This is a genomic window from Pseudomonas sp. GD03903 (genome assembly GCF_029840045.1).
Classification (GTDB): domain Bacteria; phylum Pseudomonadota; class Gammaproteobacteria; order Pseudomonadales; family Pseudomonadaceae; genus Pseudomonas; species Pseudomonas pseudonitroreducens.
The window spans coordinates 326,002-341,220 of the sequence record NZ_JAOCBT010000002.1 but is presented as its reverse complement, the minus strand read 5'-3'; the positions used below and the strand labels follow the sequence as shown (position 1 = coordinate 341,220).

11 protein-coding genes are annotated in these 15,219 nt (G+C 66.4%); 4 read left to right on the top strand and 7 right to left on the bottom strand.

The window, feature by feature from the left end:
* Positions 1–62: 62 nt before the first annotated feature.
* Positions 63–335 (bottom strand): hypothetical protein, encoded by a 273-nt coding sequence (locus N5C91_RS04230; RefSeq protein WP_236171483.1) that lies wholly within the window; start codon positions 333–335, stop codon positions 63–65.
* 103 nt (positions 336–438) lie between these two features.
* Positions 439–2,583: a DNA helicase RecQ gene (gene recQ, locus N5C91_RS04225; protein WP_279828072.1), complete on the bottom strand. Its 2,145-nt coding sequence runs from the start codon at positions 2,581–2,583 to the stop codon at positions 439–441.
* Between the two features lie 209 nt (positions 2,584–2,792).
* Here recQ and N5C91_RS04220 point away from each other — a divergent pair, with 209 nt between their 5' ends.
* Positions 2,793–3,380, top strand: coding sequence for a YecA family protein (locus N5C91_RS04220; RefSeq protein ID WP_045212487.1), 588 nt, complete (start codon positions 2,793–2,795; stop codon positions 3,378–3,380).
* 51 nt (positions 3,381–3,431) lie between these two features.
* Positions 3,432–3,830: a YbaN family protein gene (locus tag N5C91_RS04215; protein ID WP_279828071.1), complete on the top strand. Its 399-nt coding sequence runs from the start codon at positions 3,432–3,434 to the stop codon at positions 3,828–3,830.
* Here the strand turns inward: N5C91_RS04215 and N5C91_RS04210 are convergent.
* From N5C91_RS04210 to N5C91_RS04195, 4 genes are read right to left on the bottom strand one after another with little or no spacing between them, the layout of a single operon-like run.
* Positions 3,822–5,258 (bottom strand): heavy metal sensor histidine kinase, encoded by a 1,437-nt coding sequence (locus N5C91_RS04210; RefSeq protein ID WP_236201719.1) that lies wholly within the window; start codon positions 5,256–5,258, stop codon positions 3,822–3,824. The genes N5C91_RS04215 and N5C91_RS04210 overlap by 9 nt on opposite strands.
* Entirely contained in the window at positions 5,255–5,947 is a 693-nt protein-coding gene (locus N5C91_RS04205; protein ID WP_236201718.1) for a heavy metal response regulator transcription factor, read from the bottom strand. The genes N5C91_RS04210 and N5C91_RS04205 overlap by 4 nt, the downstream gene beginning before the upstream one ends.
* A gap of 46 nt (positions 5,948–5,993) precedes the next feature.
* Positions 5,994–9,104 carry a multidrug efflux RND transporter permease subunit gene (locus N5C91_RS04200; protein ID WP_236201717.1) on the bottom strand — a complete coding sequence of 1,037 codons (3,111 nt, stop codon included), beginning with the start codon at positions 9,102–9,104 and terminating at the stop codon, positions 5,994–5,996.
* Positions 9,101–10,246 (bottom strand): efflux RND transporter periplasmic adaptor subunit, encoded by a 1,146-nt coding sequence (locus N5C91_RS04195; RefSeq protein ID WP_236171488.1) that lies wholly within the window; start codon positions 10,244–10,246, stop codon positions 9,101–9,103. Before N5C91_RS04195 ends, N5C91_RS04200 begins: the two co-directional genes overlap by 4 nt.
* A gap of 208 nt (positions 10,247–10,454) precedes the next feature.
* Between N5C91_RS04195 and lapG the strand changes: the two genes are divergently transcribed.
* Entirely contained in the window at positions 10,455–11,156 is a 702-nt protein-coding gene (lapG, locus tag N5C91_RS04190) for a cysteine protease LapG (protein WP_236171489.1), read from the top strand.
* Positions 11,157–11,168: 12 nt separating this feature from the next.
* Complete coding sequence (lapD, locus tag N5C91_RS04185) at positions 11,169–13,124, top strand: cyclic di-GMP receptor LapD (RefSeq protein ID WP_279828070.1); 1,956 nt, start codon at positions 11,169–11,171, stop codon at positions 13,122–13,124.
* A gap of 503 nt (positions 13,125–13,627) precedes the next feature.
* Here the strand turns inward: lapD and pap are convergent.
* On the bottom strand, positions 13,628–15,133 hold the full coding sequence (gene pap / locus N5C91_RS04180; RefSeq protein WP_236201714.1) for a polyphosphate:AMP phosphotransferase: 1,506 nt from the start codon (positions 15,131–15,133) through the stop codon (positions 13,628–13,630).
* Positions 15,134–15,219: the final 86 nt, after the last annotated feature.

Below are 15,219 nucleotides of genomic sequence, written 5' to 3'. Positions count from 1 at the left end.
TTCGGGACGTGCGTCACAAGTTTGTCGTTTTGCTCCGTCACGAAACTGACGGAGCCAGGCGATCACCAGCGATCATCACGGGAATTGCGGTAGCGATCGTGGCTGTAATGCGAGTCGTTGCAGTAACGGCGATCGGAGCGGCCGTGGTGCTGGCGGCAATCCCGGTCGTCGTCATCGTCGTCCTTGGACATGATCACCAAGCCCGCCACCAGCGCCACTGCGGCAACGCCGATCAAGGCGTTCTTGCCACCTTCGGTCAGCCCGCCACCACTGGCACATCCGCTGAGTTGCCCGACGACCAGCAGCCCCGCCACTACCCGCACCCAACTCGCCATCTGTCACTCCGAAAGTGATCCGTACTGACAGCTATGACTGGTGGGAAAAGGCGCCGTTGCTGGCACATTGATATTTCATCTGTAACGCCTTATTTCGGCGCGATCAGACTTCCAGCTCGGCCTGCAGGGCGGCGCGCACGCAGTGCAGCACGCCCAGCGGCACGCGGCCTTCGAACAGCTCGGCGATCGCTGTCACCGGTGGCAGCTCACCATCTTCGTCGAGGAAGGCATCCTGGATTTCACCGAGCAGTTCCTCGGGCAGGTCCAGCGCCTGTTCCAGGCCCAGCTGCTGCTTGCCAATGGCCTCGGCCAGCAGGCTGTAGACGTTCTTCTCGCTGCAATCGAGCTGGCGGGCGATCTGTGCCGGGGTCATGCCGGCGCGGGCCAGCGTCACCAGTTCGTGGCTGAGGTCGGCCACCGGTGCCGGCGTGGCAGGCGCCTCCGCGGATTCGGTGAGCACATCGAGGAACGCCTGGCCGTAGCGCTCCAGCTTGCGCGCGCCGACGCCGCTGACCTGGGCCATTTCGGACAACGAACGTGGCTGGCTACGGAGCATTTCCAGCAGGGTCGCATCGGGGAAGATGACGTAGGGCGGCACCGAGTGCTCCTGCGCCAGCTTGCGCCGCAGGGTGCGCAGGGCTTCCCACATCTCGCGCTCTTCCTGGCGCACCAGCTGGCTGGCCGAACTGGCCCCGCCGGAGGAAGAAGACTTGTTGCGCTGCGGCTTCGGATCGCGGCGCAGGGCCAGCGTCTCTTCGCCGCGCAGCAAAGGCCGGCACGCCTCGGTCAGGCGCAGGCCGTTGAAGCCATCGACGTCCACGTCGGCGAAGCCGCGGGCGACCAGTTGGCGGAATAGCGTACGCCACTCGTCCTCGCCACGGGACTTGCCGATACCGAACACCGCCAGGTGCTGGTGGCCGACGCTGCGCACCTTTTCGGTGTCCTTGCCCAGCAGCACGTCCACCAGGTGGCCGACGCCATAGCGCTGGCCGCTGCGGTAGATGGCCGACAGCGCCTGGCGCGCCGGCTCGGTGGCGTCCCAGGTTTCCACGCCGTCGACGCAGATGTCGCAATGGCCGCAAGGGTTGGGCATCACCTCGTCGAAGTAGGCCAGCAGCGCCTGGCGACGGCAGCGGGTTTCCTCGCACAGTGCCAGCATGGCTTCGAGCTTGTGGCGCTCGACACGCTTGTGCCGCTCATCGCCCTCGGAGTTCTGCATCATCTGCCGCAGCAGCAGAACATCCTGCAGGCCGTAGGCCATCCAGGCGTCTGCGGGCAGGCCGTCACGGCCGGCGCGGCCGGTTTCCTGGTAGTACGCCTCCAGGCTCTTGGGCAGGTCCAGGTGGGCGACGAAGCGCACGTTGGGCTTGTCGATGCCCATGCCGAAGGCGATGGTGGCGACCATGATCAGTCCTTCCTCATTGAGGAAGCGCTTCTGGTGATAGGCGCGCAGGTCGTTGGACAGGCCCGCGTGATACGGCAGCGCCGGGAAGCCTTGGGCGGAGAGGAACTCGGCGACTTCCTCGACCTTCTTGCGCGACATGCAGTAGACGATGCCGGCATCGCCCCGGCGCTCGGCCAGGAAGCCCAGCAACTGCTTGCGCGGCTGCTCCTTGGGCACGATGCGATAGAAGATGTTCGGCCGGTCGAAGCTGGAGAGGAACTGTTCGGCGTCCTGCAGGTGCAGGCGCTGGATCATCTCCTCGCGGGTACGCATGTCCGCCGTGGCGGTCAGGGCGACTCGCGGCACGTGCGGGAACAGCTCGGCGAGCTGGCCCAGCTGCAGGTATTCGGGGCGGAAGTCATGGCCCCATTGCGACACGCAGTGCGCTTCGTCGATGGCGAACAGGCCGATCTGCAGCCGTTGCAGGAAGGCCAGCATGCGCGGCTGCACCAGGCGTTCCGGGGCCAGGTAGAGCAGCTTGATCTCGCCGCGCTGCAGGCGATCGGCGATTTCACGCTGGGCCTCGGGGCTCAGCGAGGAGTTCAGCGCCGCCACCGGCACGCCCAGCTCGTCGAGGGTGGCAACCTGATCTTCCATCAGCGCGATCAGCGGCGAGACCACCACCGTCAGGCCGTCGCGCAGCAACGCCGGGACCTGGAAGCACAGCGACTTGCCGCCACCGGTGGGCATCAGTACCAGGGCATCGCCGCCGCTGGCCACGCGCTCGATGATCCGCGCCTGATTGCCGCGGAAGGCGTCGTAACCGAAAACGTCTTTGAGGATGCGCAGGGCCTGATCGAGCATGGGGGACTCCGAATGAAGCGGCGCATTATACGCAAGCGATCCGCCCGCGACCGGCACCTTGTCCGGGAAACTGCGGAAAAATCCGTCACATGCGTCCGAGCCATGTGTCGGAGCCCTGCGTCGGCGCGGGTTGCACGGGCATTTGGCTTTTGCCGCGGGGCGGCGGAAAGACTACAATTCGGGACCGATCACCTCCGAGGTAGTACCCGATGTCCTTCGCCGACCAATTGTCCCGCCTGCAAGCCTTTCTCGATGCCGATGACCTGCACGAGGAAGCCTTGGACTACGTGGCGGCACACGGCTACCTGACCGCCCTGGCGATCTGCCCGGAGGAAGTGCCGGAGCGCGAGTGGATCGACGCCCTGTTCGCCGAGCCGCCGCACTACCGCAGCGAGGAAGAGCGCAGCGAGATCGAATCGACCCTGGTCCAGCTCAAGGCGCACATCATCCGCCAGATGGCCGGTGACGAAGAGCTGGAGCTGCCCTGCGAACCCTACCTGGGCGACGAGCCGGACGACTCCGACATCCGCGGCTGGTGCATCGGCTTCATGGAAGGGGTATTCCTGCGCGAGGCCATCTGGTTCGAGCAGGCCGAGGAAGAAGTCAGCGAACTGCTGCTGCCGATCATGGTTGGTTCCGGCCTGTTCGACGAACAACCCGAGTTCGACGAGATCGCCAGCGACCGCGGGCTGGTGGACGACATGGTCGCGCAGATTCCCGAACTGCTGACCAACCTGTTCCTGCTGTGCCAGGCCCCGGAAGAGAAACCGGCCCTGCTCAAGCCGCGCACCCACTGATCCACTGCCGGAGCCGCGCAACGCGGCTCCGGATTCGCTTCGCGTACGTCGATGCCACGAGAAATCCGCCAGAGCCGCCACGCCTGGGTTCGCTACTGCCTGCTCGGTGTCGGCTGGCTCAGCGTCGCGCTGGGCGTGATCGGCATATTCCTCCCTGTGCTGCCCACCACGCCCTTCCTGCTGCTTGCCGCCGCCTGCTTCATGCGCAGCTCGCAGCGCTTCTATGACTGGCTGGTGAGCCACCCGAAACTCGGCCCGTGGATCCGCGACTACCTCGACGGCGAAGGCATTCCACTCAAGGGCAAGGTCTACGCCATCAGCCTGATGTGGTGCAGCATCCTGATTTCAGGATTCATCGTGCAGCGGCCTTGGGCCTGGGCGTTCATGCTGACCAGTGCGACGCTGGTGACGATCTATCTGATCCGTACCAAGACTCGCCGCCTAGACTGATCGCGGCGTCAGCTGCGGCACCCGACCGCCCTCTTCCAGCTCTGGCGCTGCCAGCACCGGCCCTACCGCATCCACGGTAAAGCCGAAGGTATTCACCCCGCCCTCGCTGCGCACGAACACCGAGCCGCCGTGCATGCTCGCCACCGCCTTGACGATGGACAGCCCCAGCCCATGGTTGCTCTGGCTGTTGGCGCGGGCCATGTCGGCGCGATAGAAGCGCTCGAACAGCCGTGCGCGTTGCTCGGCGGTAATCGGTTCGCCGGGATTGCTGACTTCCACCAGCGCGGCGCCACGCTCGCCGCTCAGGCGTACCTCGATGCGCCCGCCCGGCGCAGTGTGCTGGGCGGCGTTGTACAGCAGGTTGGTCACCGCGCGCTGGAACAGTGCGCGCTCGACGCAGGCGCGCGCATCGCCGCGCAGGTTCACCTGTACGTCCTGCTCGTCGAAAATCACTTCGAGGAAGTCCAGAGTCGTCGCCACTTCGGCCGCCAGTGACGTTTCCACACGCTCGGCCGCCAGACCGCCCTGATCGACACGGGCGAGGAACAGCATGTCGTTGACGATGGCGCGCAGGCGCTCCAGCTCTTCCAGGTTGGATTGCAGGACTTCCTCGTAATCCTGCGCGCTGCGCTCGCGGGACAGCGCCACCTGGCTCTGGCCGATCAGATTGGCCAGCGGTGTGCGCAGCTCGTGGGCGACGTCGGCGTTGAACGACTCCAGGCGCAGATAAGCCTGTTCCAGCCGGTCCAGTGCTTCGTTGAAGGCGCCGGCCAGCGCCGACAGCTCGGCCGGCAAGCCTTCCAGGCGCAGTCGCTGGGACAACTGCCTTGGGCTGATCTGCCGCGCCTCGGCGGAGAGCTCGTGCACCGGCCGCAAGCCGACCCTGGCGATCCAGTGCCCACACAACGTCGCCAGCGCGATACCCAGCGCCGACAGCACGAACAGGGTAGTCAGGATGGCGTGGCGGGCGTGCTGGAACGCCACGCTGTCGATCGCCGCCAGCAGCACCAGCGCCGGCCGCGAGCCGCTGGCCGGCAGCACGCCGACGCGGGCGCTGAGTGGCGAGTCGTGTTCGGGCAGCTCCAGCTCGGCATAGCCGTTACCGCTGCCGAGCATCCGTCGCACCGCATCGTTGGGTTGGCCGTAGCGGAAACGCGAGTCGTCGCTGTCGATCCAGAAGCGGATCAGCTGGTACTCCTGGCTCAGGGTATTGAGCTTGAGCTGCATGTGCGGCCAGCGCTCGGCGAGGTCGGGCTTGTCGAGCATGCGCGCGACCATGTTGAAGCGGGTGTCCAGCTCCGAGCGTTGCAGGCGCTCGATCTGCCCGTCCAGTACGCAGTAGAGCGCCGAGCCGATGAGCAGGAAGATGCCCAGCGCGGCAACGGCGAACATGCCGGCCAGGCGCGTCGACAGCGACAGCCCCTTCACACTTCACGCTCCTGGGCGGCGCGGCTTTCCAGCACGTAGCCCATGCCACGGATGGTGTGCAGCAGCTTGGTGTCGAACGGCCCGTCGAGCTTGGCGCGCAGGCGCTTGATGGCGACCTCGACGACATTGGTATCGGTGTCGAAATTGATGTCCCAGACCAGCTCGGCAATAGCGGTCTTGGAAAGGATTTCGCCACTGCGCTGGGCCAGCACGCAGAGCAGCGAATACTCCTTGGCGGTCAGCTCCAGGCGCGTGCCGCCGCGCTGCACGCGGCGGCTGACCAGGTCGATGGCCAGATCGGCGATGCGCATCTGCGTGGCACTTTCCAGGTGCGCGCCACGGCGGGTCAGCGCTTGCAGGCGTGCCACCAGTTCGAGGAAGGAGAACGGTTTGATCAGGTAGTCGTCAGCGCCCTCGCGCAGGCCGCGCACGCGGTCCTCCACGCGCTCGCGGGCGGTGAGCATGATCACCGGCGTCTGCCGCTGCTCGCGCAGTGCACGCAGCACGCCGTAGCCGTCGATACCGGGAAGCATCACATCGAGCACGATGACGTCGTATTCGCCATTGAGCGCCAGGTGCCGACCGTCGATACCGTTGGCCGCGACGTCCACGGTGAAGCCCTGCTCGCTCAGGCCGCGCTGCAGGTAATCGGCGGTCTTGCTCTCGTCTTCGACAATCAGTACGCGCATGCCTGCCCTCCGTTCGCAGCGTCCAGCCATGCTACCCAGCCGCGCTTCATGCCGCACCTCCGGCAATCACCGGCGCAGGCTGCGGGCGGTGGAAGACCCGGTCCAGCGCCAGGTACACCACCGGCGTACTGAACAGGGTCAGCGCCTGGCTGAAGATCAGCCCGCCCACCACCGCCACGCCCAGCGGCTGGCGCAGTTCCGAGCCGGTACCGAAGCCGATCATCAGCGGAATGGCGCCAAGCAGCGCGGCCAGCGTGGTCATCATGATCGGCCGGAAGCGCGCCAGGCACGCCTCGCGGATCGCATCGTAAGGCGACAGCCCGCGCTGGCGTTGCGCGGCCAGGGCGAAGTCGACCATCAGGATGCCGTTCTTCTTGACGATGCCGATCAGCAGCACCAGGCCGATCAGCGCCATCACCGAGAACTCCAGGCCCCAGCCCCAGAGCAGGAATACCGCGCCGATGCCCGCCGAAGGCAAGGTGGAAAGAATCGTCAGCGGGTGCACGAAGCTCTCGTAGAGCACACCGAGGATCACGTAGACCGCGAACAGCGCCGCGAGGATCAGCAGCGGCTGGCTGGCCAGCGAACTCTGGAAGGCTGCCGCCGCGCCCTGGAATTCGCCGCTGATGCTTGACGGCATGCCGATTTCCTGCTGCGCGCGCTGCACCAGCCCCACCGCATCGCCCAGGGCCACGCCCGGCGACAGGTTGAAGGACAGCGTCACCGCCGGGAACATGCCGTTGTGGTTGATCTGCAGCGGCCCGGACGTGTCCGGCGCAATCCGCGCCACCGCCGCCAGCGGGACCATCTCGCCGGTCAGCGGCGAGCGCAGGTGGAACCACGCCAGGCTGTCGGCGCGTCCGCGCTGCCGGGAATCCAGTTCGAGGATGACCTTGTACTGGTTGACCTCGGTCTGGAACTCACCCACCTGGCGCTGGCCGAAGGCGTCATAGAGCGTCTGGCTGATGTCCTCGGCAGACAGCCCGAAGCGCGCCGCCGCCACCCGGTCGATCTGCAACGAGGTGACGCTGGCGCCCATCTGCAGGTCGTTGGACACGTCCTGCAGGCCGCCTTCCGCCTTCAGCCGCTGGGTCAGGCGGTCCGCCCACAACGCCAGCGCGGCGCTGTCATTGCTGCGCAGGGCGTACTGGTACTGGGTACGCACCGGCCCGGTGGCGAGGTTGATGTCCTGGGCCGAGCGCAGGTAGAGAACGATGCCCGGCACCTTGGCCAGCTTGGGGCGGATACGGTCGATGAACTCGTCCACCGACACGTCGCGGTCGCCGCGGTCCTTGAGCACGATCCAGAAGCGCCCGTTGGACAGGCTCTGGCTACCGCCGGTGATGCCGATGGCGTGGTTGTAGCTCTGCACCGCCGGGTCGGCGGCGACGATATCCGCCAGTTGCTTGTGCTTCTCGGCCATGTCGGCATAGGAGATGTCCTCGGCAGCCTGGGTGGTGCCGAAGACGAAGGCGGTGTCCTGGGAGGGGAAAAAGCCCTTGGGAATGCCCACATAGCCGGCCACCGCGATGGCCACGCAGACCACGAAGCCGGCGAGCACGGTGCGCTGGTGATGCAGCGACCAGTCCAGTCCCTTCGCGTAGCGCGCCAGCAGCCAGCCGGCGATACCGCCGTCATCATGTCCATGCCCTTCTTTATGAGCATGGGGCTTGCCCATGAAGCGCGAGGCGAGCATCGGCGCCACGGTCAGCGAGGCCAGCACCGAGATCAGGATGGCCGCCGTGACGCTGACGGCGAACTCACGGAACAGCCGGCCGACGATGCCGCCCATGAACAGCAGGGGAATGAACGCAGCGATCAGCGAGAAGCTGATCGAGACCACCGTGAAGCTGATCTCCGAGGCGCCTGCCAGCGCCGCCTCGACCCGGTCCTTGCCCTGCTCCAGGTGGCGGTGGATGTTTTCCACCACGACGATGGCATCATCGACGATGAAGCCCACCGCGATGATCAGCGCCACCAGCGTCAGGTTGTTCAGCGTGAAGCCAAGCAGGTACATCGCCGCAAAGCTGGCGCTGAGCGATACCGCGAGCACCGTGGCAACGATCAGGGTCGCCGAAAGCTGGCGCAGGAACAGCCCCATCACCAGCACCACCAGGCCCATGGTCAGCAGCAGGGTCAGCTCAACTTCGTGCAGCGAGGCACGGATGGTGCGGGTGCGGTCGTTGAGCACTTCCACCTCGACGCCCGCCGGCAGCATCTCGCGCAGGCGCGGCAGCTCGGCCTGGATGGCATCGGAGGTCTCGACGATGTTCGCGCCGGGCTGGCGCAGGATCACCAGCGCAACGCCCGGCCTGCCGTCCGGCCAGGCCTGCACATAGTCGTCTTCCGGCGCCTTCACCACCTTCGCCAGGTCGCGCAGGAACACCGGTGCGCCGGCACGGTAGGCGACAACCAGGTCACCGTATTCCGCGGGGCTGAACAACTGGTCGTTGGCCGCCAGGGTGGACACGCGACCGTCGCCGAACAGCGCGCCCTTGGCCAGGTTGATGCTCGCCGATTGCAGCGACTGGCGCAGGTCGGCCAGGGTCAGGCGGTACGCGGCAAGCTTCTCCGGCTGTGCCTGGATACGGATCGCCGGGCGCTGCTGGCCGACCACGAAGATCTGCCCCACTCCGGCGATCTGGCTCAACTGGCGCGACAGCAGCACTTCGGCCAGGTCGCTCAGCTCGATCAGCGGCATCAGCTCGGAGTTCACCCGGACGATCATGATCGGGCTGTCCGCCGGGTTGATCTTGCGCCAGGTCGGCAGGTTCGGCATGTCCGCCGGCAGGCGGCCAGCAGCGGCGTTGATCGCGGCGGTGACCTCCTGGGCGGCGACGTCGATGTTCTTGTCCAGGTCGAACTGCAGGGTCAGGGTGGTCGAGCCCAGCGCGCTGGTGGAAAGCATCTGGGTGATACCGGGGATGGCGCTGAACTGCACTTCCAGCGGCGTGGCCACCGACGATGCCATGGTCTCCGGGCTGCCGCCGGGCAACAGCGCCTGCACCTGGATGGTGGGGAAATCCACCTGTGGCAACGGCGCCACACCCAGGCGGAAGAACGCCAGCAGGCCGAGCAGCAGCGAAGCGATGGTCAGCAGGCAGGTGGCGATGGGATGGCGCACGCACCAGCCTGACATGCCGGCGCGCACCATCACGGCTCGCTCCGGCGGGCCAGGGCCTGCACATCGCCCTGCACCTCCACGCGGGCGCCAGGGGTCAGCCGCGAGTGGCCATCGAGCACCACTTCATCGTCTGCCGCCAGGCCTTCGACCAGCGTGCGGCCATCCACTTCCTGGACGATGCGCACCGGCACCTTCTGCGCCTTGCCATCCTCGATGCGGAACACGAAGGCACCGTCCAGGCCACGGCGCACGGCACGGCTGTCCAGCACCAGACCGTTGCGCAGCACGCCGGACTGCAGGTCGATAGCAACGAACTGTCCCGGCCAGAGCTGGCCGTCCTTGTTGTCGAAAACCGCGCGAACGCGGATGGTCCCGGTGCTGGCAGCTACCTGATTATCGATGCTGCGCAGATGGCCCTCACCGAGCAACTGGCCGCCATCGCGGCTGCGCGCCACTACCGGGGAGTCGCCGCTCAACAGCGGCTGCAACTGCGGCAGGCTTTCCTGCGGCAGGGCGAAGACCACCGAGATCGGCGACATCTGCGTGACAGTGAACAGGCCATTGCTGTCATTGGTGCGCAGCAGGTTGCCGACGTCGACATTGCGGATGCCGACACGGCCGGCAACCGGCGAGGTGATACGGGTGTAGGACAGACGCACGCGTTCGGCATCGATGGTGGCGTCGTTGCCGCGCAGGGTGGCGCGCAGGCGGGCGGCCTCTGCCTCACTCTGCTCCACGGTCTGCCGGGAAATCGAGCCGCGCTGGATCAGCGTCTGGTAGCGCGCCAGGTCCTGCTCGACGATGCGCAGCTGCGCCTGGTTGCTCTGCTTGGTCGCCTCAGCCTGCTCCAGCGCAGCCTTGATTGCGCGGTCGTCGATGGTCGCCAGCAGCTCGCCCTGCTTGACCATCTGGCCCTCCTCCACCAGCAAAGCGGTGAGCTGGCCCTCCACTTGCGGGCGCACCAGCACACTGGCGAGCGAGGTCACGGTGCCGACGCCATCGAGATTCTGAGTCAGGTCCTCGCGGGCAACGCGCGCCAGGGTCACCGGCACACCGGCTGGCTGGGCCGCCGCCTGGGGGGCAGCCTGCCGTGCAGCTAGGCTCCACAACCCGGCGCCCAGTGCCACCACCCCCAGCAATCCCGCCGCCAGCCAAACCCGCCGTTGCCCCTGCATGCCGCTCTCCTGCGTCTGGTTCGGCCATGGCGGCCGCATCCTGAGGTTATAAGCCAACGCCCGGGACCGAACGCTGACCCTTAAATGACAATCCTGTCAGTTTCGCCGGCAGCGCCCGTATCGCGCGGCTTTGCGCTCCATGGCGATGCGCCAGCGCAAGTTTTCCGGGACCGCCTAGACTCCACACATCCCACATGGAGCGCTGGCGATGCAGCCACCCCGAGGAGCCCTCTGGCTGTTCGCCAGCCCGCTGCGTCTGCGGGCCGGCGCACTGCTGCTCGCGCTTCTCACGCTGACTGCCGGCGCCGCCTGGAACTTCGACACCATCCTGAAGAATGCCGAGCAGCGCTACAGCGACCTTGGCGCCGGCAAGACCCGCATCGAGTCCTGGGGCCGGCTGATCGACGACAGCGAGAATCTCGACGAGATGGCCAAGCTCAAGGCCGTCAACGCCTTCTTCAATGGCGCGCTGGTGTTCACCGACGACCGTACCGTATGGCACCAGGAGGACTACTGGGCGACGCCGGTGGAAGCCCTCTACAAGGGCGCCGGCGACTGCGAGGACTACTCCATCGCCAAGTTCGTCACCCTGCGCCGTCTCGGCGTCGCCAGCGACAAGCTGCGCATCACCTACGTCAAGGCGCTGCAACAGAACCAGGCGCACATGGTGCTCACCTACTACGCCTCCCCCACCGCCGAACCGCTGGTGCTGGACAACCTGATCCCGCAGATCAAGCCCGCCTCCCAGCGCAAGGACCTCCTGCCCGTCTACGCCTTCAACGCCGAGGGGCTGTGGCTGCCTGGCCCCGGCGGCGGCAAGCGCACCGGCGACAGCAAGAAGCTGTCGCGCTGGCAGGACCTGTTGACCAAGATGCGCGCCGAGGGCCTGGACCTCGACGAGACGCGATAGGAGAACCCCGGCATGTCATTGCTCAAGCAACTGTTCCTGGCGATCTGCCTGTTCCTCGTGGTGGCCTTCGCCGGCAGCTTCGCCGCCAGCCTGGAAAGCTCCCGCGAGCAGTTGATCGGCCAGTTGCGCTCGCACGCCCAGGACGCCGCTACCGCGCTGGGCCTGTCGCTGACACCGCACGTGGACGACCCGGCGATGATCGAGCTGATGGTCAGCTCGATCTTCGACTCCGGCTACTTCGCAACGATTCGCGTGGTGAGCATTCCCGAGGGCAAGGTCATCGTCGAGCGCGACAGCGACACGCAGAACCAGCAGGTGCCGGCCTGGTTCGCCAAGCTGGTCAACCTCAAGGCCCAGGGCGGCGACGCGCTGATCATGCGCGGCTGGGAACAGGCCGCACGGGTCGAGGTCGTCAGTCACCCGCAGTTCGCCCTGGCCAAGCTGTGGGACGGCGCGCTGGGCAGCCTCGCCTGGCTGCTGGCCTGCGGGCTGGTCAGCGCGATCCTCGGCGGCTGGCTGCTGCGCACCCAACTCAAACCGCTGGACCAGATGGTGCAGCAGGCCCACGCCATCACTCGCCGCGAATTCCTCACCCTGCCCAAGGAACCGCGCACCCCGGAGCTGCGGCGCGTGGTACAGGCGATGAACCAGATGGTCGACAAGCTCAAGGCGCTGTTCGCCGAGGAAGCCACGCGCAGCGAGAAACTGCGCGAGGAGGCCTACCAGGACAGCCTTTCCGGCCTGGCCAACCGCCGCCTGTTCGACGCGCGGCTGGACGCGCAACTCTCGCCCAGCGAACAGAACGCCGCCGGCTACCTGCTGCTGCTGCGCCTGAATGATCTGGCCGGGCTCAACCAGCGCCTGGGTGGCCAGCGCACCGACGCGCTGATTCGCGACGTGGCCGAACTGCTGGAACGCGAACGCGAGCAGTACGGCACCCCGGACTGGCTGGCCGCGCGCAGCCGCGGTGGCGAGTTCACCCTGCTCGCCCCCGGCGTCGACAGCGCCAGTGCCGAGCACCTGGCGGACGAACTCAGCGCCGCCCTGGAAAACCTCCGCGGCACCGGCGCCAGCGACTGTAAGCCGGTGGCGCACCTGGGCCTGGCGGCCTTCCGCCCGGGCGAACCCGCCGCCGGCGTGCTGTCGCGCGCCGACCAGGCGCTGGCCCAGGCCCAGGCCACCCCGGACCGCACCTGGCAACGCCTGGACAGCTCCGGCAGCCAGCCCGCACAGGACTCCCGCGCCTGGCGCGACTGGCTCGACGACGCCCTGCAGAAGGGCAAGCTGCAGCTGTGGTTCCAGCCCGTGCGCGCCTGCGCCGAGAATGGCGAGCTGCTGCACCAGAAAGTCCTCGCGCGGCTGCTCGATCCCAAGGGCGAGGCCGTGGCCGCCGGGCAATTCCTGCCCTGGATCGAGCGCTTCGGCTGGTCGGCGCGCTTCGACCTGGCCATGCTCGAACACGCCCTCGCCCACCTCGCCCAGCAACCGGCGCCACTGGCCCTGTCGCTCTCGGCGGAAACCGTGCGCAGCGCCGAGCCCCTGCGCCAGCTCTTCGAAATCCTGCGTGCCCACCCGCAGGAAGCGCAGCTGATGACGCTGGAAGTGGACGAACGCTACCTGCCGCCACCGGCCGAGCTGGAAAAACTCGCCCAGTCGGTCCAGGAGGTCGGCGCCAAGCTCGGCCTGCAGCACTTCGGCGGGCGCTTCAGCCTGATCGGCAACCTGACCCGCCTCGGTCTTGCCTACCTGAAGATCGACGGCAGCTACATCCGCGCCATCGACCAGGACAACGACAAGCGCCTGTTCATCGAGGCCATGTACCGCGCGTCGAACAGCATCGACCTGCCGCTGATCGCCGAGATGGTCGAGACCGAGGGCGAGTTGCAGGTGCTGCGGGAGATGGGGATTGCCGGGGCCATGGGGCGGCTGATTGGCGCGCCGAAGCCGTCGCAGAAAAACACCTTGTAGGAGCGAGCTTGCTCGCGAACAGAGCCCCCTGCGGAGTCAGTTCGCGAGCAAGCTCGCTCCTACGAAAGCCCTCAATCCCTCGATCCGGCTCCGGCTCTTAAAGATTTCCAGAAAAACATACGAGCACTCCGAACCGCACCGTTCAGGAGGCCTCGTTGAAGCGGAGTTTCAGGGGTTGAGCGGCATGGATGCCGCGAGAGCCACGATGGGCCAGGGATGGCCCGTCGTGGCGTGCCCCTGAAACTTCGCTTCAGCGAGGGTATTTTTCGCCCCAAGCGAAAAACCGGATGTCCGGGGCAAGACCTTTGCCCACTTTGGGGCGTTTGCCAAAGTGGGTCGCCCGAGGGGGCGAAACGAGAAGTCTCAGCGCACGCTGAAGCGGCGCTGAAAACCTCAAAGCTAGGCAGACACATCGCGGACAAAGCCCGCTCCTACACAAGGGCAAGCGCCGGAGCAGGCCTTGAAGGCCGCATTCGCGAGCAAGCTCGCTCCTACACGAGACGTCAGTCCTTCTTGCCCTTCTTCGCGCTTCCGTAAGCCGCCTCCAGCGCATCATTGATGGTCTTGAGCACCTTCACCCGCGCATAACGCTTGTCGTTGGCCTCGATCAGCGTCCACGGCGCGATCTCGGTGCTGGTACGGTCGACCATATCCCCCACCGCATCCACGTACTGGTCCCACTTGTCACGGTTGCGCCAGTCTTCCTCGGTGATCTTGAAGCGTTTGAACGGAATCGACTCACGCTCCTTGAAGCGCTCCAGCTGGGTCTCCTGGTCGATGGACAGCCAGAACTTCACCAGCACGATGCCGTAGTTCGCCAACTGCTCCTCGAAATCATTGATTTCTGCATAGGCGCGCAACCAATCGGCGTCACTGGCGAAGCCCTCGACCCGCTCCACCAGCACACGGCCGTACCAGGAGCGGTCAAAGATGGTGAACTGCCGGCGCCCCGGAATGTGCCGCCAGAAACGCCACAGGTAGGGCTGCGCGCGCTCTTCCTCGGTGGGCGCGGCGATCGGCACGATGCGGTACTGGCGCGGGTCCAGTGCATCGGTCACGCGGCGAATGGCACCACCCTTGCCGGCGGCGTCGTTGCCTTCGAACACGGCGATCAGCGAGTGGCTGCGGAAGCGCTTGTCGCGCATCAGTGTCGCCAGGCGTGCCTGCTCCTTGGCCAACTGTTCCTTGTACTGGTCCTTGTCCAGCTTCAGGCTCAGGTCCAGCGCATCCAGCAGCCCCTTGTTGTCCAGGCTGGAAACCAGCGGGGCGGCATGCGGTTGCGGGGTCGGGCGGTCCTTGCGCTTGAGCGCGGCCTGCAGGCTTTCGAGAATGGTGCGGCCGACCGTCAGGCTGCGGTAACGCTCATCGGCGCCCTCCACCACGTACCAGGGGGCATAGTCGCGGCTGGTGCGGCGCAGCACACGCTCGCCGTAGCGCACGAACTTGTCGTAGACCTCGCTCTGTTTCCAGTCGATCTCGCTCAGTTGCCAGCTGCGGGTGGGGTCGTTCTCCAGTGCCTTGAGGCGCTCCTTGAGCTGCTTCTTGGAGAGGTGGAACCAGAACTTGAAGATCAACGCGCCTTCATCGGAGTACATCCGTTCGAAGCGCTCGGCGTCATTGATCAGGCCATCGAGCTGGCTGTCCTTGATCTCGCCGGTGACGCGCGCATACAACATCTGGCTGTACCAGTTGCCGAAGAAGATGCCGGTCCGACCCTTGGGCGGCAGGCGACGCCAGAAGCGCCACTGCGGGGGCCGCGAGAGCTCCTCGTCGCTGGGCAGGAGGAAACTTTCCACGCGGATCAGGCGCGGGTCCATCCACTCGTTGAGCAACTTCACCGTCTCGCCCTTGCCGGCGCCCTCGATGCCGTTGATCAGGATGATCACCGGGAAGCGTGCCTGCTGCTTGAGCTCGTACTGTGCCTCGAGCAGTGCTTCGCGCAGCACCGCGACTTCCTTCTCGTAGGTTTCCTTGTCGATGGAATGACCAATCTCGGCGGATTCGAACATGCAGCTCTCCTTGTTCCGAAGTGCATAAAAGGTAGCGGAAGTGACGCAGCCTGTCCTCGGTACGGATCGGCTAAACTGCGGCCTTC